A 24,186-nucleotide genomic window follows, 5' to 3' on the forward strand; every position below is an offset into this window, starting at 1 on the left:
GTGAGGGCGCGGGCTTCGATCCATCCCGAGGGCGCGGGTACGGCCACCCGGCCGTACCCGCGCCCTTCGCATGTCCGCGGTCGGCACCAGGGCAGGCGGCCGGAAATTCCCTGACGAGCCGTGGCCCTCGTGTGCCACGCCTGCGCCGGGTGAGCGGTGCCGGGGTGTGTGGGGTTTCAGGAAAGGTTCGTCGGCAGGGTTGACGCCACCTTTGGTCTAGTCCAAATATGTACGTCACGTCCGCCGGTCCGGTGCCCCACACGGCTTCGCGCGAAGCCCGACATCCGCCGGAGCGGAGGGCCTCCCCCCACGCTGTCACGGAAGGACTTCACGACTATGCGCCGCGTTCTTGGCATGCCCACATCCGGAAAGGCCACCTCTCGCGTCGCGGTGGGTGCGGCGGTGGCCGCCCTCGCGGTCGGCACGGCGGTCGTGGTGGTGCCGTCCGCCTCCGCGGAGCCCGCGCCCAAGCTGGCGGCCGGCACCTTCGCGCCGTACGCGGACATGTCCAACTCCAACGAGAACCTGCTGGACACCGCCATCAGCGGACACGGCGTCAAGTCGTTCACCGCCGCCTTCGTGCTGGGCTCCGGCTGCAACCAGATCTGGGGCGACACGCTCCCGGTCGGCGACGACCCGAACACCGATCCGCTGATCAAGAAGGCACAGGACGCGGGTGCTTCCGTGATCGTCTCCTCCGGCGGCGCCGCCGGCCTGCCGCTCGCCTGGACCTGCACGGACCAGAGCGCGATCGAGTCGGGCTACCAGAAGATCATCGACTCCTACGGCGTGAAGTCGCTCGACTTCGACATCGAGGGCGGGGCCATCGCGGACACCGCCGCGGCGACCCGCAACATGCAGGCGATGAAGAGCCTCAAGGCCGCCAACCCCGACCTGACGTTCTCCGTCACCCTGCCCGTGCTGCCCGACGGGCTCACCGCCGACGGCGTCAACATCATCAAGGCCGCCAAGGACGCCGGGGTAAAGATCGACATCGTCAACATCATGACGATGGACTACTACCAGGGCGACCAGGACATGGGGAAGGCGGCGACCGCCGCGGCCGACGCCACCCTCGGCCAGATGCAGTCGGTCGACTCCAGCTACGGCTACGGCAACCTCGGCATCACCCCGATGATCGGCGTCAACGACGACAACTCCACGTTCTCCCTGGACAACGCCTCGTCGGTGGCGAGCTGGGCCGCGGGCAAGGGCGTCGGGCGGCTGTCGTTCTGGTCGGTGAACAGGGACACGGCGTGCGGCTCCGTGGCCAAGAAGGGCATCGACAAGCCCACCGCGTCCCCGACGTGCAGTGGCGTCGAGCAGGGCCAGCTCGCGTTCGCCGACGCGTTCAACGGTTGATCGGCATCATCGACCGTTGATCCGACGGGTTGACCCGGTGAGTTGATTCCGTGAGTTGACCGGGTGGGTTCATCCGGTGGATTCAACCGGTGGGTCGATCCGGCGGTCCGAAGCAACGGTCCGGCAGGGGTTTGGCGTTGGGATGGGACGCCCCTGCCGGGCCGTTTTCGTTTGCCCGGGAAGAGGTCCGACAGAGGGGCGCCGACGTCGGGGTGGCGCCGCCGCGGGTCAGTGCGGGGCCGGCCGGCGGGCCGCTTGCGGGTCCGCGGTGCCGGTGCCGGCCGTCTCGGTCCCCGCGGTGCCGGTGCCGGTGTCCGTGGCCGCGGCCCGGGGTGTCCGGTCCGGGGCGCGCCGGGCCAGCGCGGTACGGCACGGTCGGGTGCGCGGCGGGCGGGGCGGCGGGTCCAGCGCGGGAAGCCGAACGGTGAAGCACGCGCCCGTGCCCGGCGCGCCCTCCACGCCGATCGTGCCGCCGTGCCCGTGCACCACCTCACGCACCAGCGCGAGCCCGATGCCGAACCGCCGCCCCCTGCCCGTCTCGCCGTGCACGAACCGCTCGAAGAGCCGGTCCGCCGCGCGGGGGTCGAGGCCCGGCCCGGTGTCCCGCACGGTCAGCACGACCGCGCCGTCCGCGTCCGGGTCCGATTCCGCGCCCACGGTGAGGGTGACGGTGCCGCCCGGCGGGGTGTGGGCGAGGGCGTTGTCGACGAGGGCGGAGACGGCGCGGCGCAGCGCCGACGGCACGCCCGCGACCAGGTGCGGACCGCCCTCCACGCGGGCTCCCAGCGCCAGCCCCGCGGGCCCGGCGCGCACCTGGTCGTCCCGGCAGACCTCCTCGGCCAGTGCCCCGAGGTCCACCGCGGTCCGCTCCCCGGGCACCGAGGCGAGCTGCGCGGACAGCAGCAGGTCGTCGATGACGTCGCCCATCTGCCGGCTGCTGGCGACCAGTTGCCGGAGATCGGCGTTGACCTTGTCCGGCAGCGGCAGGGTGGCGGCCAGCCGCACCAGCAGCTGGGCGCGGGTGTGCAGGCGGGTCAGCGGGGTGCGCAGCTCGTGGCTGGCGTCGGCGACGAACCGGTGCTGGCGGGAGAGCGCCTCGCCCAGCGGGGCGGTGGCCCGGCGCGCCAGCACCGCCCCGAGCAGGGCCGCCCCCGCGAGCCCCGCCGCCTCGGCCACCGCGATGGCGACCAGCAGGCGGTGCCGGTCCCGCTGGGCGTAGCGCAGGTCGCGCACGGCCTGCACGGTGTCCGGGCCGCGGTGCGTCGTCAGCACGTGGTAGCGCGCGCCGCCCACGGTCATGTCCCGCTCGACGTCCGGCCGCCCGGCGGCCACGGCGCGCAGCGCGCCGGAGACCGGGAAGCCCCTCGGGGTGGTGGGGGAGCTGTGGGTCGTGGCGCCGTGGACGACGACCAGCCAGACGCACGGCGGCGGTGCGTCGACGTCGGCGTGCCGGGCCGCGTAGTGCAGGTCGCGGCGGATGTCGGAGGCCTGCCCGGCGCCGGCCACCCCGTAGATCACGCCGCCCACCGCGAGCAGCAGCACCGCCGCGACCGCCGTGACCCAGGCGGTGATCACCCGCCGGGCGCGCGCCAGCATCCTGGCCTCCGCGCCGGACGCCGCCCCGCGCTCGCCCGGCCGCGCCCCGCGCGCCGCGGCGCGCGCGAGAGGCCCGCCGGCGCGCTTCACAGCGCGCCCAGCCGGTAGCCGAGGCCGTGCACCGTGCGGACGACCTCCCGGCCGAGCTTGCGCCGCAGGTGGTAGACGTAGGTGTCGACCAGGGAGTCCGCAGAGGTGCCCGCGAAGAGCCTGCCGCGCAGGTCACGGCGGCTGTGGACGGTGCGCGGATGGCTGGCGAGCAGCCGCAGCAGCTCGCACTCGCGGCCCGACAGCGGCACCTGGCGGCCGCCCGGCAGCCGCACCTCGCGCCGGGCCACGTCCAGCTCGCCGGCGCCTACCGCCAGCACCTCCGCCTCGTCGAGATGACGCCGCACCAGCGCACGGACGCGGGCCAGTAACTCGTCCAGGTCGAACGGCTTGGCCAGGTAGTCGTCGGCGCCCGCGTCCAGGCCCGCCACCCGGTCGGGGGCCCCGCCGAGCGCGGTCAGCACCAGGATGCGGGCCGTGACGCCCACCCGGCGCAGGCGCCCGACGAGTTCGAGCCCGTCGGCGGCCGGCAGCCCGCGGTCCACCACCAGGATCCGGTGCACCCGGTCCAGCGCGAGGTGCAGGCCCTGCTGGGCGTCGAGCGCCACGTCGACCCGGTAGCCCTCCTGCGTGAACAGTTCGGCCAGCATCCGGGCCTGCTCCGGATCGTCCTCCACGAGGAGCATGCGGCGGTCGTCCGCCGCTCGGGATGGTCTCTCTGACACCGTCCGTGCCTCCAGGTGCGTCTCCTGTGCCGTCCTCCCCCAGAGCCTGAAGGGCCTGGGTGGGGGTGCCTCCCACGCCCGTTCAGGGCAGTGGGGGAGTGCCCCCGGGATCCGATGGCCGCGGGCGGCGGGCCGGTGGCCCCGCCCGTGCGGCCCGGTGGCCCCGCCCGTGCGGCCCGGTCCCCGTCCCGTCCCCAGGGATCCGCCCTCAGCGTGAACTCACGGGCGCACAAAGGTGTTCCCGAGCATCTCCAGGCCCCCGTGTCCCGCTTCCCGCGTCCCGCCTCCCACGGCCTCGTGTCCCGCTTCCCACGGCCCCGCGTCCCACCCGCCGTCCCCGACCGGCCCGAGCCGTGGAAGCCCAGGCTGTGGACGTCCGAGCCGTGGAAGCCCAGGTCGTTGACGTCCGAGACGTAGATGTCCGAGCCGTCGGAGTCCAAGCCGTGGGAGTCCGAGCCGTGGGAGGTCACTCCACGGAGGCCGGGAGGCTGCCTGCCGCCGCCTCGCAGGCCCGTGCGTAGTCCCTGACGAGGGGGCGCGTGTCGGACGTGCGCCAGGCCAGCGCGAACCGGCGGGGCGCGAGGCCCGTCACCGGGCGGGTCACCACCCCGCCCAGGCTGACCAGCGGGGCGTTGCCCTCGGCGAGCAGCACCACGCCGAGCCCGGCGACCAGCGCCTCGTAGGTCTCCTCCGTGCTCGCGACCTCCGCGCCGATGACCGGCGGCCGGCCCCCGCGCGCGTCCACGGCGAGCCAGTGGTCGCGCAGCCGGCCCGCGTCGGCGGGCAGCGCGAGGAACGGCTCGTCGAGCAGCTCCTCGAACGGGACGGCCGCCCGCGACGCCAGCGGGTGCCGCTCCGGGAGGGCGACGAGGCAGTACTCCTCGGCGACCACCGTCCACGTGTAGCGCTCCTCGCCGGGCAGCGGCAGCCAGACGAAGGCCACGTCGCTCGCGCCGTCGGCGAGCCCGGCCGTGGCGTCGTCCCAGCTGACCTGCCGCAGCCGCACCGTGGCCTCGGGGTGCGCGGCGGTGAAGCGGGACCGGACGGCGGGCAGCAGCCCGCGGCCCGGGCTGGTGCTCATGCCCACCACCAGGGTGCTCCGCTCGGCGGCCCTGGCCCGCTCCACGGCCTGCCAGCCCGCGTCCCAGGCGTCCAGGGTCCGCCGGGCGTGCGGCAGCAGCGCCTCGCCGACCGCGGTGAGCGAGACGCCCTGCCGGTCACGGACGAAGAGCGGGGCGCCGATCTGCCGCTCCAGCGCGCGGATCTGCTTGCTCAGCGCCGGCTGTGACACGAACAGGCGCTCGGCGGCGCGGGTGAAGTGCAGTTCCTCGGCGACCGCGAGGAAGTATCGGAGTTCACGGCAGTGCACGTCGGTCATAACCATCGGCTATCACGACAGGTCTTGGACGGCCAACCCCGGCTCCCGGCAGCCTTGTTCATGCCCGGGAACGGTCCGGGCGGCCGCAGGTGAAACGCGGCGTTCCCCTGCATTGCCTCTTCACCTCTTCTCAAGGAGACGGATATGAACCGGGTCTGGCTGGTCACGGGTGCGGGCAGCGGCTTCGGGCGGGCCATCACGGAGGCGGCCGTCGCCGCCGGTGACGTGGTGGTCGGCGCCGCCCGGCGCCCCGGGACGCTGGACGACCTGGTGGCCGCCCACCCCGACCAGGTGGAGGCGGTCCGCCTGGACGTCACCGACACTGCCGCCGCGGCCGCCCTGGTGGACGACGTGGCCGCCCGGTACGGCCGTATCGACGTCCTGGTCAACAACGCCGGGCGTGCCCATGTCGGTGCCTTCGAGGAGACCACGGACGCCGAACTGCGGTCGCTGTTCGACGTGCACGTCTTCGGGCCCGCAGCCCTGGTGCGGGCCGTGCTGCCGCACATGCGCGCCCGGCGGTCGGGGGCGATCGTGCAGATGAGCAGCATGGGCGGGCAGATGTCGTTCGCCGGAGTGGGCGCGTACAGCGGCACGAAGTTCGCCCTGGAGGGCATGTCCGAGGCGCTGGCGGACGAGGTCGCGCCGCTCGGCGTCAAGGTGCTCGTCGCCGAGCCAGGCGCGTTCCGCACCGCCTTCGTCGGCAGCGGTTCCGCCAGCGGCGCCATCCGGGACTACGCGGACACCGTCGGCGCCACCCGCACCATGCTCGCGGAGGCCGACGGCGCCCAGCCCGGCGACCCCGCCAGGGCCGCCGCCGTGATCCTCGCCGCCCTTGAGGCCGAGAAGACTCCGCTGCACCTGCCGCTCGGGAACGACGCCGTCGACGCTGTGCTCGGCCACCTCGCCGAGGTCCGGAGCGAGGTGGAGAGCTGGGCGGAGGCCGCGCGGGACACCGCCTTCGCAGGCTGAGCGGCGGGGGTGCGTGGCCCGGGGTGCGCTGCCTGGGGCGCGTGGCTGGGTGTGCGGCCCAGGGGTGCGCGCCCGGCCGTGCGCCACGGACGGGCTGTGCCCGGACCCCCGCTCCGCGCCCGTTCGGTCTCCGCGCTCCCTCAGTCCCCGGCCTCCGGCGCCAGCCCCGTCTTCAGGCCCGCCCCGCACAGCGGGACCGCGGCGGTGCGGGCGCCGTCGCCGCGGAAGGCGTCGTGGTCGCGGACGGCGGCCCAGCAGGCCACGCCCGTCGACTCCACGAACAGGCCCTGGGAGGCGAGGTCCCGCTGGGCGGCGCGGATCTGGCCCTCCGTCACGGTGAGGAAGGTGCCGCCCGAGGAGCGCACCGCCCGCAGGATCTGGCGGGCGCGCGGGGGGCGCGGGATGGCGATGCCCTCCGCGAGGGTCGGCGTCGCGGGGGTGGGCGCCTCCGGCAGTTCCTCAAGGCCGTCGCGCCAGGCGTCGGCGAGCGGCGCGACGGCGGCGGCCTGCACCGCGTACAGCGCCGGCCGCCGGCCGATCAGCCCCGCCGTGAACAGCTCCTCCACCGCGAGCGACGCGCCCAGCAGCAGCGTGCCGTTGCCAACCGGCACCGCAAGGACGTCGGGCAGCCGGCCGCCCATGTCCTCCCACAGCTCGTGCACGTACGTCTTGGTGCCGTGCAGGAAGTACGGGTTGAAGACGTGGCTGGCGTAGAACGTGCCGGGCTCGTCGGCGGCCTGGCGCGCCGCCTGTGCCGCGGCCTCCCGGTCGCCCGGCACCACCTCCACGCGCGCCCCGTGCGCCGCTATCTGCTCCAGTTTCTTGCCGGAGGTGCCCCGGGGGACGTAGATGGTGCAGGACAGCCGGGCACGCGCGCAGTAGGCGGCGACCGAGGTGCCGGCGTTCCCGCTGCTGTCGGCGATCACCCTCCGGGGCTCCAGGCGCCGTGCCAGCTCGGCGAGGAGCACCGCGCCGCGGTCCTTGAACGAGAGCGTGGGCATCAGGAAGTCGAGCTTGGCCGTGATCCCCTCGCGCAGCGGCACCAGGGGCGTACGCCCCTCGCCCAGCGAGACGGACGGGTCGTGCAGGGGCAGCGACTCGGCGTACCGCCAGAGCGAGTCCGCCCGGCCGGCCAGGGACGCGAGCGGCGCGGGCGTGGGCATGAAGTCGAGGTCCAGGGGCCCCAGACAGGCCGGGCAGCGCCAGGCGAGCGACCGGCTCGGCACCCGGGTGCCGTCGTCGGGGCAGTAGCGATCAGGCAACGCTGTCATATGCGCAGCGTAATCACCCGCACCGACAACCGGGCAGAGTGAACCGGTCCGTGCTGTCGCCGGGTGACAGGGAGTCAGAGCGAACGGTCCGGACGGGCGAAAGGGCGCCCTCGGGAGAACGACGAACCGGAGGGCAAAGCCCCAGGTACCGGCGCTTGTAATCACTTCGAGTGATTCTCTGGCCTTTACTTGCGGTAACAACCCAGGGTTGCCAGTCTGTTGCTGTCTGTCAATCTGATGGGAGTGGCCAGTGACATTCGGTGAACAGCCGGCGTACCTGCGTGTGGCAGGTGATCTCCGCAAGAAGATCGTCGACGGTTCGCTGCCGCCTCACACCCGGCTCCCGTCGCAGGCCAGGATCCGCGAGCAGTACGGCGTCTCGGACACCGTCGCCCTGGAGGCCCGCAAGGTGCTGATGGCCGAGGGTCTGGTGGAGGGCCGGTCGGGGTCGGGCACCTATGTGCGCGAGCGGCCCGTGCCGCGCAGGATCGCGCGCTCCGGCTACCGCCCGCCGGGCGGCGCCACCCCCTTCCGGCAGGAGCAGGCGGATTCCGCGGTGCGCGGCACCTGGGAGTCGCGCAGCGAGCAGGCGGAGGCCTGCGTGGGGATCGCCGAGCGCCTCGGCATCGACGAGGGCGACCCGGTGATGTGCACGCGCTACGTCTACCGCGACGCTGCCGACGTCCTGATGCTCTCCATCTCCTGGGAGCCCCTGGCCCTCACCGGCCGCACCCCCGTGATGCTGCCCGAGGAGGGCCCGCTCGGCGGCATGGGCGTCGTCGAGCGCATGGCCGCCATCGACCTCGTCGTCGACAACGTCACGGAGGAGGTGGGCGCGCGCCCCGGCCTCGCCGAGGAACTGGTGGCCCTCGGCGGCGTCCCCGGGCATGTGGTCATCGACATCCGCCGCACCTACTTCGCCTCCGGCCGCGCGGTCGAGACGGCCGACCTGGTCGTCCCCGCCGACCGCTACCGCCTCGCGTACCACCTTCCGGTGCGCTGATCCCGTACCGCCATGAAGCCGCTCACCAGGGCCTTTTCACCGCCATCCGCGCCGCGGCCGCGGCGCGGAGGCACGCCCGCGACGACGTTTCGAACTCGCGGGTATGGCATGCGAACCGCTGGGTAGACGCACTTCACCGACGAGAAAGGGTGTCGCGCAGAGCAGTTCGGCGCACAGCCACTGACGACAAGGGGAGGACGCAGTGTCCATGGTGACTGGAGTCCCGACTGAACTCGCGCAGGCGGATGCTGAGCAGGCGGATGGTGCACAGGCCGGTCCTCGGGAGAGTGCCGTGGAGCTTCCCCACGTGGAGAACGCTCTGACGGTGGCCCCCAAGGACGCCCGGGAGCTCTCGAAGCTCTACTTCGCACGCATGGCGGAGCTGGAAGAAGGCACGCACGAGTACCAGGACGTCCGCAACACGCTCATCGAACTGAACCTCGCCCTGGTGAAGTTCGCGGCCACCAGGTTCCGCACCCGGTCCGACCAGATGGAGGACATCGTCCAGGTCGGCACGATCGGCCTCATCAAGGCCATCGACCGCTTCGAGCTCAGCCGCGAGGTCGAGTTCGCGTCGTTCGCGATGCCCTGCATCATCGGTGAGATCAAGCGCTTCTTCCGCGACACCAGCTGGGACGTGCACGTCCCGCGCCGGCTCCAGGAGCTGCGGATCGACCTGGCGAAGGCCACCGAGACGCTCTTCCAGCGCCTCGACCGCTCGCCCACCCCCGCCGAACTCGCCGCCCACCTCGGCCGCGACGAGGAGGAGATCGTCGAGGGCATCGTGGCGGCCAACGCCTACACCGCCTCCTCGCTGGACGCCCCGCTGGACAGCGGCAGCGACGAGGGCGGCGAGAGCCTCGGCGACGTGATCGGCGGCCCCGACGACGAGATGGAGATCGTCGAGAACGTCCAGGCGCTCAAGCCGCTGGTCGAGAAGCTGGGCGAGCGGGACCGGAAGATCCTCAGGCTGCGCTTCGGCGAGGAGATGACGCAGGCCGAGATCGGTGCCGAACTGGGCGTCTCCCAGATGCACGTCTCCCGGTTGCTGACCCGGATCACCGCCCGCCTGCGCGACGGGATCCTGACGTCGGACTGACCCGATCCTGACGTCGGACCGGGAGCGGACCGGAACAGCCCGGGAACGGGCCGGGAGCCGACAGGGCCGCCGAACCGGCGAACAGAGCACCGAACACAGAGCACCGAACACAGCACACCGAACACCGAACCTGCTGACCGAGGGGCCGGGCCTGCGGCGACGAGCGCCGCGGCTCCCGGCCTCCTCGGTCTTCACGGTTGTCTCCGGCCGCCGGAGCGCGGAGGTTGTGCGTGTTGGCCCGACGCGCCCCTCACATGCCCGAATGCGCCAGGAGGTTCCCCATGCCTTGCGGCGCCAGGCCTCCCCGGCCCCGTGCCGGCCTGCTCGCGCCGCGGGCGTGGCTGGTTGGGCGACCTCTTTGTGTAATTCCGTATCCGCTGCGTAAAGGTCGGGCGTAGGCTCGGGCATATGCGTGGTGCGGTTTCCTTGGCGATCGGGACCGGACGCCGGCCGGGGACGGAGAGCGAAGAGGGGTGAAGGAGCGCGATGGGCGACAGCACGACCCCGCTGGTCTGGCACGTCATACGCAGGGATGACAACGGCAACCGCTACCGGATCGGCAGTTTCCCCACCAAGGCGGAGGCTCAGCGGATGGTGGACCGGCTGGACGGCCAAGGCAGCAAGCAGCTCTACACGGTGGAGCGCGTAGGTTGGAACGGCTCCTCGTGAGCGCCCCCGCACCCCTCCCGTAGGCTCCGCCCATGACGGTACGGATCATGGGCCGATGACGGAGCGGATCGTGGTGGCGGCAGCCCTGCTCCACCGGGGACGTCTGCTGGCGGCGCGTCGTAGCGCACCCCCGGAGCTGGCCGGCCGCTGGGAGTTGCCCGGCGGCAAGGTGGAGGCGGGAGAGTCGCCCGAGCAGGCGCTAATACGCGAACTCCAGGAGGAACTGGGCATCGAGGCCCGGCCGCTGGACCGCGTCCCCGGACAGTGGCCCCTGAAGCCCGGCTGGGTGCTCCAGGTGTGGACGGCCGGGCTGGTCGAGGGCGAACCCCGCCCCCTCCAGGACCACGACGCCCTGCGCTGGCTCACCGCCGCCGAACTGTGGGACGTGCCCTGGCTCGACCAGGACGTCCCGGCGGTCCACGCGACCGCGCGGCACGCCGGACTCCTGGAGTCCTCCGGGCAGTGAGGGCACGGGGCCGCAGGGGGATGGGGATACAGAGGGCCACTGAGGATACAGAGAGTCATGAGTGGGGTATCTCACACTTCGGCCCTTATCGCTCCCCAGCACGCCTCGCGAGGTGATCGGCGTGATCGGCATGGCCGGTGACCGCGTCCAGTGGACCTTCCCCGCGAACGCGGGCGACGTGCGGAGCGCCCGCGCCCGGATCCGCGGACGGCTCGGGAACCGCCGCGCCGAACCCCTCGCCGATCTCGCCGAACTGCTGGTCAGCGCACTGGTGTCCCGCTCGCTGCGGCATACGGGCGGGCCCGTCGGCGCCCTGCGCGTGTGCCCCTCGGCGTGCCCCGGCGCCGCTGCCGGCGGAGGTCTCCGGCACTCCCCGCACCCCGCCCCTGCCTCCGGACGCCCGCCCCCGGCGACGGGAAAGGGCGAGGATCGCGGCTCGTGGCGGGCGCCACCCGCCGCCGGGTCGTCCGGCACAGCGGTATGGACAAAACCGTGTGGTTCGAGCCGTCCCCGCCCGGTTAGAAGACAGGATGATGCCGGTCCCACGGCCGGAGAGAGTTGGGACCGTGCTGTGATCGTGAACACCGTGTCGGATGGGCTCGGAGTGCTGGATACTTCCGACAGCCGCACCTTGAGACTGGTACGGGATGCGGTGAGCTGGAGGGGACGGTTCGCGTGAGCGAGATACCAGCGAGGGCCAGGGAGTCCGAGCCGCCGTCAGGCGGTTCCTCGGGCGACGGGCCCGGCAATGGACCCGACGACGCCGCGGGTGGAGCGCGGGGTGCCTCGGCCCCCGCCGTGAGCGCTCCCGGCGAGCGCCCGGCAGCGCGCGAGGCGGCCGCAAGCGCCGCCCGGGGTGACGCGCCGGGCGGGCCGGGCGACGACGCCCGCGAAGGCGTGGCCCGCGACGTCACGTCCCACCTCGCGGCCCATGTCGCAGGAGCCCACGACCCGCTCACCGGCGGCGATGAGCCGGCGGGCGACGGCATGTGGCAGAGCACCCCGCCGGGCTCGCTCTACGACCACCTCAAGGTCGCCTCGTTCTCGATCGGCCCCGACGGCCTGATCGACCAGTGGAGCGACCGCGCCGAGCAGCTCTTCGGCGTCTCCGCAGCGGCCGCCCTCGGCAAGGACCCCATCGAGGCGTTCGTCCCCGCCGAACTCCGCCCGCACGGCCGCCGCAAGATGACGGAGATACTGGACGGCCGCGAGTGGACCGGCTCCGTCCCCTTCCGCCTGCCCCGGTCCGGCGACGAGCCGGACGGTGGCCCTGCGGGCCCGCAGGGCGGACCCCCGGCCGTCCCGGCGGGCGGCGGAGGACGGACCGTCGCGGCCGGCCCCGGGGCGGCCCGGGGGCCCTCAGGGACCGCCGAAGCCGACGGCATCGCCGAGATATACGTGATGCCGACCGAGACCGCCGACGGCGAACACGCCGCCCTCTGCCTCGTCGTCGACGTCCAGTTGCTCCGGTACATCGAGACCGACCTCGCCGCCTCGCAGGCGATTTTCGGTCAATCTCCGTTCGGCTTCCTGCTCTTCGACCGCGACCTGCGCGTCCGGCGCACCAACCGCCGTTTCGCCGAGGTCTTCGGCGGCACGTCCGACGACCACCGCGGCCGCACCGCCCGCGACTACCTCCCGAAGGGCGAGGCGGACCGGCTGGCGGTCGCGCTGCGCCGGGTGCTCGACACCGGCGAGGCCGTCAACGACATGCAGCTCGTCGGCCCCACCCCCGGCTCACCCGACCGCCGCCACTGGTCCGTCAGCCTCTACCGCGTGCACAGCGCCTCCGGCACCCCGATCGGCGTCGCGGGCCTCGGCATCGACGTCACCCGCAGGCAGGCCGCCGCCCGCGAGGCCGCGCTCGCCCGCCGCAACCTCGCCCTGCTGAACGAGGCGGGCGCCCGGATCGGCAACTCCCTGGACCTGGAGACCACCGCCAGGGAACTGCTCGACGTCACCGTCCCCGGCTTCTGCGACCTCGCCTCCGTCGACCTCTTCCAGGGCCTGCTGCAGGGGGACGAGTCCCCGTCCGGGCAGTGGGCGGCGACCGGCGCCAAGTCGGGCTCCGGCAGCGCGGAGTTGCGCCGGGTCGCCTTCGCGAGCGCCGTGTCCGACGCGCCGTTCGCTGGCGGGCCCGCGCCCGTCGCGGTGGGCGCCGTCCACCACTACCCGTTCGCCTCGCCCTGCGCCGAGGCGCTGCGGATCGGCCGCCCCCGGCACATCCCCGGCGACCGGGGCCTCATCCAGTCCACCCTGGCCGTGCCGATGGTCGCCCACGACACCGTGGTGGGCCTCGCCCAGTTCTCGCGCACCAAGGGCAGCGAGCCGTTCGGCGAGCGGGACCGCGCGCTGGCCGTCGAACTCGCCGCACGGGCCGCCGTCTGCATCGACAACGCCCGCCTGTACCGGCGCGAGCACGAACGGGCGCTGATACTCCAGCGGTCCCTGCTGCCGCCCGGCGACCCCGAGGCGTCCGGCCTCGACATCGCCTGCCGCTACCTGCCCGGGAACGCCGCCACCGAGGTCGGGGGCGACTGGTTCGACGTCATCGAGCTGCCCGGGCACCGCACCGCCCTCGTCGTCGGCGACGTGATGGGCCGCGGGCTGCGCGCCGCCGTCGCCATGGGGGAACTGCGCACCGCGGTGCGCACGCTCGCGCTGCTCGACCTGGAGCCCGCCGAGGTGCTCTCCGCGCTGGACGAGATCGCCCGCGGCCTCGGCACGCCCGGCGGCGTCCAGCAGGCCACCCGCACCGCCCGCCAGTCCCGCGACGCCGACCTCTCCGAGGTCTACCTCGCCACCTGCATCTACGCCGTCTACGACTCCGTCACCCGGCGCATCACCTTCGCCAACGCCGGCCACCTGCCGCCGGTGATCGCCGAGCCCGGTGAGTCCGCGCTGATGCTGGACGTGCCGCCCGGCATGCCGCTGGGCGTGGGCGGCGAGCCGTTCGAGGAGGTCGAGGTGAAGCTCGCCGAGGGCACGCTCCTCGCGCTCTACACCGACGGCCTCGTCGAGTCGCGCGAGAACCCGCTCGACGAGGGCCTGCAGGCGTTCGTGAACACCCTCACCGAGCCGAACCGGCCCCTGGAGGACGTCTGCGACCACGTCCTCAACACCCTCAACACCCACCACGGCGAGGACGACGTCGCGCTGCTCATGGCCCGCATCCAGGGCCTGCCCGAGGAGGCCGTGGGGGACTGGACCCTGCCGCGCGAGGCGCTGAGCGTCAGCCGCGCCCGCGAGCACGCCCGTGCACAGCTCGTCGGCTGGGACCTCGAAGCGCTCGCCGACACCGCCGAGTTGCTGGTCAGCGAGCTGGTCACCAACGCCCTGCGGTACGGCGAGGGCGAGATCAGGCTACGGCTCCTGCTGGACCGCACTCTGGTGTGCGAGGTCTGGGACGCCGGGCTCGTCCAGCCGCGCAGGCGGCGCGCCCGGGACACCGACGAGGGCGGCCGCGGCCTCCAGCTCGTCCAGCTCCTCAGCGCCTCCTGGGGCTCGCGCCGCACGCCGCGTGGCAAGACCGTCTGGTTCGAGATGCCGCTGCCGAACGGCGACACCACCCCCGCGGACCCGGCAGAGGCCCTGCTGAGCCTCTTCTGACGGCCCTTCGGCAGCCGTCCGACCTACTCGTCCGGGCCCATGCGGCCGCTGCGGGCCCGTGAGCCGTTCCCGGGCCCGTGAGCCGTTCCCGGGCCTGTGCCCTTTCCCGGGCCCGTGATCCTGTTCCAGGCCCGTGACCCGATCCGGCCCGTGACCCCGTTCCCGGGCCCGTGTGCCGCCCGCGGCATCGGGCGCGTTCCGGCCGCCGGATAGCCTGACCGCTCCCGCGCGGGACAGACCCGGGCGGTACGGACACGGCGGACGGGGACGGCCATGGGGGGCCCGATGCGGGACGAGCGCAGTGGTACGACACGTGAGCGCGCGCAGGAGGACGCCGCGGCGCCGGCCGGTGGCGGCCCGGGGCAGCGGCTGAGACGGAGATGGCGCAGCCCCCGGCTGAAGTGGCCCAGACGCGTCGCGCTCGCCGTGGTGGTACTCCTGCTCGTCCCCGCGGTCGTCGCCGGCGTGGAGCTGCGGATCGGCTACGCGGGCGACCCGGCGCCCGGCACCACCACCCGGGGCCGCGACGCCCTCTGGCTGGGGCACGCCTGGGTGGACGGCCGCAAGGACGACGCCGACGTGCGGGCCCTCGGCAAGCGGCTGGAGGGCACCGGCATCCGCGACCTCTACGTGCACGCGGGCCCCCTGGAGCACGACGGCTCGCTGCCGGACTCCGTCCACCCGAAGGCGGCATGGCTGGTCGCGACGGTGCACCGGTTGCTGCCGGGGGTGCGGGTGCAGGCCTGGCTGGGCGACGAGCTGGCCACCGAGGGGCCCGAGGGGCTGCACCTGGAGGACGCCGCCACCCGCGACCGCATGGTGACCTCCACCCGGCGGATCCTCGCCGCCGGCTTCGACGGGGTGCACTTCGACCTGGAGCCGCTGCACTCGGGCGACGGCGCCTACCTCGGGCTGCTGGAGAGGCTGCGGACGCTGCTGCACGCGCGGGGCGCCGTCCTGTCCGTCGCCGCCCACCAGATCGACCCGCTGCCCGGCATGCACTCCCTCTACGGCGCCTTCACCGGCCACCCCAAGTGGTGGTCGCAGGCGTTCTTCGGGCAGGTGGCGCGCCGCGTCGACCAGATCGCGCTGATGTCGTACGACACCGCGATGCCGCTGAAGAGCATGTACGGCGGCTACGTCGCCGAGCAGACCTCGCTCGCGCTCCAGGTCACCCCGCCCACCACGGACCTGCTGATGGGCCTGCCCTTCTACCAGGAGAACGATCCCAGCCACTGGGGCTTCGCCGAGACGGTCGCCGCCGCGGTCCGCGGCACCAGGCTCGGCCTCTCGCGCACGGACCAGGGCCGCGACCACTTCGGGGTGGCCCTCTACGTGGACTTCACGGCCCGCGAGGAGGACTGGGCCGCGTACCGGACGGGCTGGCTGCCGTAGCGCAGGAGGCCGCCTTCCGCCACGATGCTCGGGCAACCACGCGTTAGGCCCACATTCACATGACCGTCACGCCCGGATCGCGGCGCATCGGTCATGCTCTCTCGTACTCCCGGCAGACTCGGCACATGCCGGGTCCTCCGACGCCCGCCGAGCTCCCCTGGCAGATATCCAGCCGCAGTACGAGGAAAGTAGACAATGGCTCCACACGTCAATGAACCCATGGCCGATGTTCGCGACATGTACATGGCCCACACGGCGCTGCGTCGGGAATTCAGGCTGCTCCCCGCCCTCGTCAGGGCCGTCGCACCGGGCGACACCCGGCGTGCGGAGGTCGTCGCCGCCCATGCGGTGCTGGTGTGCGCCATCCTGCACACCCACCACGAGGGTGAGGACCTGCTGCTGTGGCCGAAGCTCGTCGAGCGCGGCGGCGAGGAGGCGGCCGCCATCGTGCCGGCGATGGAGGAGCAGCACCAGGCCATCGAGAAGGGCCACGCGGAGGTGACCGGACTGCTCGGCGGCTGGCGCTCCACCGGCCAGGGCGCCGACGAACTCGCCGAGGCCTTCGAGCGGCTGGCGGCCGTGCTCCTGGAGCACATGGCGCTGGAGGAGAAGGAGATCCTGCCGCTGGCCGAGAAGCACGTCACCGCGGCGGAGTGGCACAAGATCGGCGAACACGGGATGGCCTCCTCCAGCAAGAAGGACCTGCCGCTCGCGTTCGGAATGGCGATGTACGAGGGCGATCCGGAGGTCATCAAGGCCGTGCTGGCGACGGCCCCGCTGCCCGTGCGCCTGCTCGTCCCGGTCGTCGCGCGCCGCCGTTACGCGGCGCACGCCAAGCGGGTCCACGGAACCCCCACACCGCCGCGCGTCGGCGCCTGAAGCGCTCCCGGCGGGGCGCTCGGCCCGGGCCCGTACCCCGGCCGAGCGCCCCGCACGGGTCGTGTTCAGGGCGTCGCCGGCCGCCTCACTGACCGCGGCGGCGGATCTTGTTGCCCAGCCACACCAGCGGGTCGTACTTCCGGTCGACCGCGCGCTCCTTCAGCGGGATGAGCGCGTTGTCGGTGATGTGGATGCCCTCGGGGCAGACCTCGGTGCAGCACTTGGTGATGTTGCAGTAGCCGAGGCCGTGCTCCTCCTGCGCGGTGCGCTTGCGGTCCAGGCCCCGCTCCTCGGCCGCGTCCAGCGGGTGCATGTCGAGCTCGGCCACCCGCATGAGGAAGCGAGGCCCGGCGAACGAGGTCTTGTTCTCCTCGTGGTCACGCACCACGTGGCAGGTGTCCTGGCACAGGAAGCACTCGATGCACTTGCGGAACTCCTGCGACCGGTCCACGTCCTCCTGCTGCATCCGGTACTCGCCGGGACCGAGGTCCTTCGGCGGCACGAACGCGGGCACCTCGCGGGCCTTGGTGTAGTTGAACCCGACGTCCGTGACCAGGTCCCGCACCACGGGGAACGTCCGCATCGGCGTCACCGTGATCGTCTGGTCGCGGTCGAAGACGGACATCCGGGTCATGCACATCAGCCGGGGCCGGCCGTTGATCTCCGCACTGCACGAGCCGCACTTGCCCGCCTTGCAGTTCCAGCGGACCGCGAGGTCCGGCGCCTGGGTGGCCTGGAGCCGGTGGATGATGTCGAGCACCACCTCGCCCTCGTTCACCTCGACGCGGTAGTCCTCCAGGGAGCCCCCGTCGATGTCACCCCGCCAGACCCGGAAGTGCGCCTCGTAGGACTGGGCCGCCGCGCCGCTCGGCTGGGTGCCGGGCTCGGCGGGGCCGCTCGAAGGGGACCCCTCGGAGGGGGAACCCTGCGCGCTCTGGGATGTTGCCGTGGTCACTCGAACAGCTCCTCTTCGGCGAGGTACTTGACCAGCTCCTCCTTGTCGAAGAGGGCCAGCAGGTCGGAACGGATGGGCTCGGTCTCCTCGCGGGACAGGTCGATCTGCCCGCGCTTCGCGTCGGTGGCGGCCAGGCCGCCGGTGGGGTCGGAGAGCCGGCAGATCAGGTTCACCCGGCGCCACGCGCGGTTCATCCCGGCGTGGTCCTCGCGGGTGTGGCCGCCGCGGCTCTCGGTGCGCTCCAGCGCGGCGCGGGCGATGCACTCGCTGACCAGCAGCATGTTCCGCAGGTCGAGGGCGAGGTGCCAGCCGGGGTTGAACTGCCGGTGCCCCTCGACGCCCGCGCGCCGGGCCCGCACCCGCAGCTCGCCCAGCTTCTCCAGCGCCTTCTCCATCTCGCCCTCGCGGCGGATGATGCCCACGAGGTCGTTCATGGTCTGCTGGAGCTCCTGGTGGACCGTGTACGGGTTCTCCGGCGGCCGGCCGGCCGCCGCCTCGTCCTCGGGGCCTTCCGGACTCTCCGCGGAGAACGGCCGCAGCGCCTCGGCCGCCGCCGTGTCCACGAGGGAGTCGGCGACCGCCGGCCGGCCGCCCTCGGAGGCGTCCGCGCCCGAGGCGTACTCGGCCGCGTGCAGTCCCGCCCGGCGCCCGAACACCAGGAGGTCGGACAGGGAGTTGCCGCCGAGCCGGTTGGAGCCGTGCATGCCGCCCGCGACCTCGCCGGCGGCGAACAGACCGGGCACCCCGCGTGCCGCAGCGGTGTCCGAGTCGACCGCGACGCCGCCCATCACGTAGTGGCAGGTCGGGCCGACCTCCATGGGCTCGGCCGTGATGTCGACGTCCGCCAGCTCCTTGAACTGGTGGTACATGGACGGCAGCCGGCGGCGCACCACCTCCGCCGGCATCCGCGTCGAGACGTCCAGGAAGACGCCGCCGTGCGGGGAGCCGCGGCCGGCCTTCACCTCGGAGTTGATGGCGCGCGCGACCTCGTCGCGGGGCAGCAGCTCGGGAGGGCGACGGTTGTTGTCCGGGTCCTCGTACCAGCGGTCGCCCTCGTCCTCCGTCTGCGCGTACTGCTCCTTGAAGACGTCGGGGACGTAGTCGAACATGAACCGCTTGCCCTCGGAGTTGCGCAGCACGCCGCCGTCACCGCGGACCGACTCCGTGACGAGGATGCCCTTCACCGACGGCGGCCAGACCATGCCCGTCGGGTGGAACTGCACGAACTCCATGTTGAGCAGCGGCGCCCCGGCGAGCAGCGCCAGCGCGTGGCCGTCACCGGTGTACTCCCAGGAGTTGGAGGTCACCTTGAACGACTTGCCGATACCGCCGGTGGCGAGCACCACGGAGGGCGCCTCGATCACGAAGAAGCGGCCGGTCTCGCGCTCGTAGCAGAAGACGCCGGCGACGCGGCCCTCGTCGTCTTTCAGGATGCGCGTGACCGTGCACTCCTGGAAGACCTTGATCCGGGCCTCGTAGTCGCCGTGCTCCCTGAAGTCCTCCTGCTGGAGCGAGACGACCTTCTGCTGGAGCGTGCGGATCAGTTCGAGCCCGGTGCGGTCGCCGACGTGGGCGAGGCGCGGGTACTCGTGCCCGCCGAAGTTCCGCTGGGAGATCCTGCCGTCCTTGGTGCGGTCGAAGAGGGCGCCCCAGGTCTCCAGCTCCCAGACCCGGTCCGGGGCCTCCTTGGCGTGCAGCTCCGCCATCCGCCACTGGTTCAGGAACTTGCCTCCGCGCATCGTGTCGCGGAAGTGCACCTGCCAGTTGTCCCCGGAGTTCACATTGCCCATGGAGGCGGCGATGCCTCCCTCGGCCATCACCGTGTGGGCCTTGCCGAACAGGGACTTGCAGATCACCGCCGTCCGTGCGCCCTGCTCGCGCGCCTCGATCGCGGCCCGCAGCCCGGCGCCACCGGCGCCGACCACGACCACGTCCCACTGCTGCCGTTCCACTTGAGCCATCGCTTGTGTCGCATCCCATCCAGAGCAGTCACGGGTCCACTGTCATCGTGGACCCCCAGGCAGTCGCGGGGCTAGAAGAGCCGCGGGTCGCTGAAGGCGCCGCTCGCGAGCAGATAGACGTAGAAGTCGGCGGCCGCCACGCTGATCAGGGACGACCAGGCGAGCTGCATGTGGCGCTCGTTCAGCTTGCCGACCCAGCCCCACAACCGGTACCGCACCGGGTGCTTCGAGAAGTGCCGCAGGCGTCCGCCGACGATGTGCCGGCAGGAGTGGCACGACAGCGTGTACGCCCAGATCAGCACGATGTTGATGACGAAGATGATCGTGCCGAGGCCCATGTGGCCCCAGTTGTGGTGCTCGTCGCGGAACGACAGCACGGTGTCGTAGGTGAGCACCGCCGCCACCAGCAGCGCCAGGTAGAACGCGTAGCGGTGGATGTTCTGGAGGATCAGCGGGAAGCGGGTCTCGCCCGAGTACGTCTTGTGCGGCTCGGCCACCGCGCAGGCCGGCGGCGACGCCCAGAAGCCCCGGTAGTAGGCCTTGCGGTAGTAGTAGCAGGTCAGCCGGAAGCTGAGCGGGAAGATCAGCACGATGATGGCGGGGGAGATGCCCCACCAGCTGCCGAACAGGTCCCAGTTGGGGCCGCCCGCCATCTCGCGGCAGTTGTCCGCGAGGCAGGGCGAGTAGAACGGTGAGACGTACGGCGCCGCGTAGTAGTCCGCGTTCGCGAAGGCCCGCCACGTCGAATAGACGATGAAGGCCAGCAGCCCGGCCGCGGTCACGGCGGGTGCCAGCCACCACCGGTCGGTGCGCAGGTGCGGGGCGTCGATGGCGGCACGCGTTGCTCCGCGTACGCCGCCGGTGGTGCTAGGTCGGGGTTCGGTACCAGTGGCCAACAGGGTTTCCTCGGGTCAGGGTGCGTGCCGGTCCCGGGCGCCGAGTCCTTCGTCGTCCAGGCCGTCGTGTTCGTCTGCCTCGTCTGCGTTCATCCACAGCGAGCGGTCGTACGGGTCGTCGGGTACGACGACCGGTTCCGGCCTGTGCGCGGCCCCGGGCGCGGCCGCCGACTCGCGCAGCAGAGCGACGCTCTCGCGCAGGTGGTCGGCGTCGGTGCGGACGCGCCGTACGTCCAGGCCGCCCCCGACCTCCTGCTCCAGTCGGCCCACGGTCCGGCACAGGTCGTCGATGCAGCGCTGAACTATAGCCAAGTCATCATGTACAACCATGACGTACCCTCTCTCCGGCTATTCCCGCCCATATCCGCCATACCGACCCGGTTGCCGCTCTCTGCTCCTTTGTTGCCGTGTGTCCGTCTTGCCTTCTGATGCTTGCTTCGACGCCTTCTCTCCGCTTGCCGTCCCGGTGGTCGGCTGCGGTCTCCGGTCGCTGTACGGCGGTGGCGTATGCGGGGCACAGGCCTCGCATCGTCCAGCATGCGCCTGCGAGTGTTGCGCGTCACTTCATGTATTGGGAAGGGATCTGCGCGGATTCCCCGAGTTCCGTCACCCCCAGCCGTCGCATACGCCCCGTTCGCGCCCCGTGCGCCCCTTCGTCGGGCCGGGGCGGTGTGCGCAGCTCGGGCGGACTGTGGGCCGTCCTCGGCCGCCCACCGGGTCCCGCCGCGCTCGGACACCACCGGTATGAGGTGCGCTTCGAACTCGTGTCCGGTGTGGTGCGGGCCGCCGGAATCACTCGTCGGGACGGCGTTGGGCCGCCCGGGTGGGGTTCGCGGCCGGCCGATGCGTGTCTGCGGCCACGGGCCCGCCGGATCGCCTTCAGTGGGGCCATAGATGTGATCAGCAGATGTGATCAGCTCCATCACCGCCCTACGCGCTTCCATCGCCGCCCCGAGGCGATCGCACCGGCCAGTGCCCGGCGTCCGACGGGCGGTGGGCGGCCCGGCCTCGGAGGTATGCAGAGATGTCCCACGACGGTGTCCGGCTGCGGTCGGTCATGCGGTCAGCCGCGTTCCTGACGGCCGGTGTGCTGGTCGTGCCCGGACTGGCCGGCTGCGGCGACTCGAACGAGGACTCCGACGATCCGGCCGCCGCCCAGGACATCGCCCCGGCGGGCCGCGCGAGCCTCGCCGACGGCGGCACGGTGCGGTGGGCCATCGACGCGATGCCGGCGACCCTCAACACCTTCCAGGCCGACGCCGACGCCGCCACCTCCCGGATCGCCGGCACCGTCCTGCCGTCGATGTTCCGCCTCGACGAACGCGGCAGGCCGGGCGCCGACCCCGACTACCTCCGGTCCGCGGAGGTCACCGCCACCAAGCCCAAGCAGGTCGTGCTCTACAAGCTCAGCCCGAAGGCGAAGTGGAGCAACGGCCGGCCGCTCTCCGCGGCGGACTTCACCGCCCAGTGGCACGCCCTGTCCGGCAAGGAGGCCGCGTACTGGACCGCCCGCAACGCCGGCTACGACCGCATCGAGAAGATCGAGCAGGCCGGCGGCGGGGAGGTGCGGGTCACCTTCAACAGGGCCTACGCGGACTGGCGCTCGCTGTTCTCGCCGCTGTACCCGAAGGAGACCATGGGCTCCCCGGGCGCCTTCAACGACGGCGCGCGGCGCAGGCTCCGGGTCACCGCGGGCCCCTTCAGGCTCGGCCGGTTCGACGGCGAGCGCGACGAGATCACCGTCCAGCGCAATCCCCGCTGGTGGGGCGAGCGCGCCAGGCTGTCCGGGATCGTCTTCAAGGCCGTGCCGCGCGCCAAGCGCACCGCGGCGCTCGCCGCCGGCCGCCTCGACATCGCCGAGGTCGACACGGCCGACGCCCAGCGCATCGCACGGGCCGCCAGGGACCGCGGCAAGGGCTCGCAGGCGCACGGTGCCTCCGCGAGCGCCGGGAGCGCGCAGCGCGAGAACGCGGGCGCGCGCGGTTCGAACGAGGAGGCCGACGCCCACGCGCGGAACCGCAAGGCCGTCGCGGCCTACGCCGCCCAGCAGGCGGGCCTGCGCCGCTACGTGATCCGCAAGTCCCTGGAGCCCGCCTACACCCAGCTCGCCCTCAACGGCTCCGCGGGGCCGCTCGCCGACGACCGGGTGCGCCGCGCCGTGGCCCGCGCCATCGACCGCGACGAGCTGGCCCGGCTGGTGCTCAAGCCGCTCGGCCTGCCGGCGCGGACCGTCGGCAGCCACCTCGCGCTCGCCGGCCAGGACGGCTACGCGGACGGCAGCGGCGCGCTCGGCAAGCACGACGCGGCCGAGGCGCAGGCGCTGCTCGCGGACGCGGGCTGGGTGCGCAGCGGCGGCGCACAGAAGGGAGCCCCGCGGGGTGCCGGCGGGGCCGGCACCGGCGAGCCCGCCGCGGGCGGCAGCGGCAGCGGGACCGCGAGCGCGCCGGCCGGCGACGACAAGCACGCCGCCGGCTCCGAGGCGGCGCAGAGCGCCCGGCAGGGCGCCGGGGGCGGTGCGCCCGGCGCGTACGCCCCGCAGGGCTCCGCGGCGCCCGCCGGGGCCCCCGCGGGCCCGCTCGCCAAGAACGGCAAGCCGCTGATGCTGCGCTTCGTCCTGCCCTCAGGGCCCGGCTCCGAGGCCGTGCGCGCGGTGGGCGACCGCATCGCGCGGATGCTGGACCGCATCGGCATCCGCACCGAGATGACCAGGGTCGCCGACGACAGCTACTTCAACGACCACATCGCCTCCGGCCAGTACGACATGGCGCTGTACTCGTGGCCCGGCTCCGCGTTCCCGGCCACCGACGCCCGTCCGATCTTCGCCAAGCCGGTGCCGGGGGCGGACGGGTCGCTGAACGTCGAGCAGAACTACACCCGGGTCGGCACGGACCTCATCGACCAGCTCTTCGACCAGGCGATGACGGAGCTGGACACCGGCAAGGAGATGGACCTCGTCAGGAAGGCCGACCAGCGGATCTGGGCGGAGGCCGGCTCCATCCCGCTGTACCAGCGGCCCCAGCTGGTCGCGGTGCGCGGCAACCTCGCGAATGTGGGCGCCTTCGGCTTCGAGGACCCGCACTACCAGGACATCGGATTCCGCAAGTCCGGGGCGGAGGGGGCGCCTGGGCGCCCCGAGGAGCCGGAGGGTTCCCCGGCCAGGGGCACGAAGTAGGCGACGTTTCCCGCACGCGCCTGCTGGGGTGCCTTTCATGCCCGTTCAGGGCGGTGGGGGGAGTGCCCCCAGCACCAGACGCCGCAGGCTGATCCACGAAGCTCCGCCGGACACGACCTGGCCCGGTGTGACGCGGGAGGCCGGTCCGTTCGTAGAGGGTGACGCTGCGCCCGTGCCGGATGGTGGTGGAGCGCTCTGCGAAGTGCTCGGCCAGGATGCGCCGCTTGGCGCGGTCGCGGGCGTTGCGTGGGGAAGGGCGGTCGGCGTCGCCGACGAGGATGATCAGCGGTTCGCGCAGCATCGCGCGGGCTATGGCGTCCGGGTCCTTCTCCAGGCCGTTCAGGGTCCGGGACTCGACGGGACCCTGGCTGAGTGCGATGTCGCGCAGCCCTCGGAACGCACCTGGTGCGACCAGGGCGGTGTCGCGTCGGGCAGAGGGGATGAAGACGACCGCGCCGCCCTGTGCGTGGAGCGTGCCCACCAGGGCGGCCGGGGCCCGTACGTCGTCGATACGGCTGCTCGGGCTGCGCAGGTGTACTTCCACGGGAAGCAGGGCGAGGAAGGCCATGGCCGTGGCGGCGGCGACGAGGACCCTGGGATGGGCGGCCGGCAGCACGGTGGCGAGCGCTGGGATCAGTGCCCCGAGGAGAAGGCCGAGGCCGACGTCGGCGTACAGGACGTAGCGGTCGACGTAGAGAGGCTGCCAGGCCAGGGAGACGGCGAGGAGGAG

At 73.0% G+C, this 24,186-nt stretch carries 18 protein-coding genes; 10 read left to right on the forward strand and 8 right to left on the reverse strand.

From position 1 onward, the window contains the following. The first annotated feature begins 354 nt into the window (after positions 1 to 354). Positions 355 to 1,362 carry a chitinase gene (locus Sm713_RS06455; protein WP_212908697.1) on the forward strand — a complete coding sequence of 336 codons (1,008 nt, stop codon included), beginning with the start codon at positions 355 to 357 and terminating at the stop codon, positions 1,360 to 1,362. A 228-nt stretch (positions 1,363 to 1,590) separates the two neighbouring features. On the opposite strand, the gene Sm713_RS06460 is transcribed toward Sm713_RS06455, so the two are convergent. The 3 genes from Sm713_RS06460 to Sm713_RS06470 all read right to left on the reverse strand — a co-directional run bounded on the left by Sm713_RS06460 (position 1,591) and on the right by Sm713_RS06470 (position 5,115). Further along, positions 1,591 to 2,958 carry a HAMP domain-containing sensor histidine kinase gene (locus tag Sm713_RS06460; protein ID WP_212908698.1) on the reverse strand — a complete coding sequence of 456 codons (1,368 nt, stop codon included), beginning with the start codon at positions 2,956 to 2,958 and terminating at the stop codon, positions 1,591 to 1,593. Between the two features lie 86 nt (positions 2,959 to 3,044). Beyond that, entirely contained in the window at positions 3,045 to 3,731 is a 687-nt protein-coding gene (locus tag Sm713_RS06465) for a response regulator transcription factor (protein WP_283249764.1), read from the reverse strand. 466 nt (positions 3,732 to 4,197) lie between these two features. Beyond that, a complete protein-coding gene (locus tag Sm713_RS06470; RefSeq protein WP_212908699.1) occupies positions 4,198 to 5,115 on the reverse strand; it encodes a LysR family transcriptional regulator in 918 nt (305 codons plus the stop codon). 138 nt (positions 5,116 to 5,253) lie between these two features. Here Sm713_RS06470 and Sm713_RS06475 point away from each other — a divergent pair, with 138 nt between their 5' ends. Then, on the forward strand, positions 5,254 to 6,081 hold the full coding sequence (locus tag Sm713_RS06475; protein ID WP_212908700.1) for an oxidoreductase: 828 nt from the start codon (positions 5,254 to 5,256) through the stop codon (positions 6,079 to 6,081). A 140-nt stretch (positions 6,082 to 6,221) separates the two neighbouring features. Here the strand turns inward: Sm713_RS06475 and Sm713_RS06480 are convergent, their stop codons facing one another. Further along, positions 6,222 to 7,352: a threonine synthase gene (locus tag Sm713_RS06480; protein WP_212908701.1), complete on the reverse strand. Its 1,131-nt coding sequence runs from the start codon at positions 7,350 to 7,352 to the stop codon at positions 6,222 to 6,224. 250 nt (positions 7,353 to 7,602) lie between these two features. Here Sm713_RS06480 and Sm713_RS06485 point away from each other — a divergent pair, with 250 nt between their 5' ends. From Sm713_RS06485 to Sm713_RS06515, 7 genes are all read left to right on the forward strand, one after another. After that, entirely contained in the window at positions 7,603 to 8,355 is a 753-nt protein-coding gene (locus Sm713_RS06485; RefSeq protein WP_212908702.1) for a GntR family transcriptional regulator, read from the forward strand. A gap of 208 nt (positions 8,356 to 8,563) precedes the next feature. Further along, a complete protein-coding gene (locus Sm713_RS06490; RefSeq protein ID WP_212908703.1) occupies positions 8,564 to 9,454 on the forward strand; it encodes an RNA polymerase sigma factor SigF in 891 nt (296 codons plus the stop codon). A 486-nt stretch (positions 9,455 to 9,940) separates the two neighbouring features. Beyond that, a complete protein-coding gene (locus tag Sm713_RS06495) occupies positions 9,941 to 10,123 on the forward strand; it encodes an SPOR domain-containing protein (protein WP_212908704.1) in 183 nt (60 codons plus the stop codon). A gap of 55 nt (positions 10,124 to 10,178) precedes the next feature. Continuing rightward, on the forward strand, positions 10,179 to 10,589 hold the full coding sequence (locus tag Sm713_RS06500) for a (deoxy)nucleoside triphosphate pyrophosphohydrolase (protein WP_212908705.1): 411 nt from the start codon (positions 10,179 to 10,181) through the stop codon (positions 10,587 to 10,589). Between the two features lie 675 nt (positions 10,590 to 11,264). Continuing rightward, positions 11,265 to 14,198, forward strand: a complete 2,934-nt coding sequence (locus Sm713_RS06505; protein ID WP_374195961.1) for a SpoIIE family protein phosphatase — start codon at positions 11,265 to 11,267, stop codon at positions 14,196 to 14,198. Positions 14,199 to 14,483: 285 nt separating this feature from the next. Continuing rightward, entirely contained in the window at positions 14,484 to 15,593 is a 1,110-nt protein-coding gene (locus Sm713_RS06510; RefSeq protein WP_249416136.1) for a hypothetical protein, read from the forward strand. 219 nt (positions 15,594 to 15,812) lie between these two features. Beyond that, complete coding sequence (locus tag Sm713_RS06515; protein WP_212908706.1) at positions 15,813 to 16,472, forward strand: hemerythrin domain-containing protein; 660 nt, start codon at positions 15,813 to 15,815, stop codon at positions 16,470 to 16,472. 85 nt (positions 16,473 to 16,557) lie between these two features. Here Sm713_RS06515 and Sm713_RS06520 read toward each other — a convergent pair whose 3' ends face one another. From Sm713_RS06520 to Sm713_RS06535, 4 genes are all read right to left on the reverse strand, one after another. Beyond that, positions 16,558 to 17,427 carry a succinate dehydrogenase/fumarate reductase iron-sulfur subunit gene (locus tag Sm713_RS06520; RefSeq protein WP_283249765.1) on the reverse strand — a complete coding sequence of 290 codons (870 nt, stop codon included), beginning with the start codon at positions 17,425 to 17,427 and terminating at the stop codon, positions 16,558 to 16,560. Next, a complete protein-coding gene (locus Sm713_RS06525; RefSeq protein WP_212908707.1) occupies positions 17,424 to 19,388 on the reverse strand; it encodes a fumarate reductase/succinate dehydrogenase flavoprotein subunit in 1,965 nt (654 codons plus the stop codon). Before Sm713_RS06525 ends, Sm713_RS06520 begins: the two co-directional genes overlap by 4 nt. Before the next feature lie 71 nt (positions 19,389 to 19,459). Beyond that, positions 19,460 to 20,284, reverse strand: a complete 825-nt coding sequence (locus Sm713_RS06530; protein ID WP_212908708.1) for a hypothetical protein — start codon at positions 20,282 to 20,284, stop codon at positions 19,460 to 19,462. A gap of 15 nt (positions 20,285 to 20,299) precedes the next feature. Continuing rightward, positions 20,300 to 20,614 (reverse strand): hypothetical protein, encoded by a 315-nt coding sequence (locus tag Sm713_RS06535; RefSeq protein WP_212908709.1) that lies wholly within the window; start codon positions 20,612 to 20,614, stop codon positions 20,300 to 20,302. A 694-nt stretch (positions 20,615 to 21,308) separates the two neighbouring features. On the opposite strand from Sm713_RS06535, the gene Sm713_RS06540 reads away from it, so the two are divergent. After that, positions 21,309 to 23,456: an ABC transporter family substrate-binding protein gene (locus Sm713_RS06540; RefSeq protein WP_212908710.1), complete on the forward strand. Its 2,148-nt coding sequence runs from the start codon at positions 21,309 to 21,311 to the stop codon at positions 23,454 to 23,456. Positions 23,457 to 24,186: the final 730 nt, after the last annotated feature.

The sequence above is a fragment of the Streptomyces sp. TS71-3 genome, from assembly GCF_018327685.1.
In the GTDB taxonomy this organism is placed as follows: domain Bacteria; phylum Actinomycetota; class Actinomycetes; order Streptomycetales; family Streptomycetaceae; genus Streptomyces.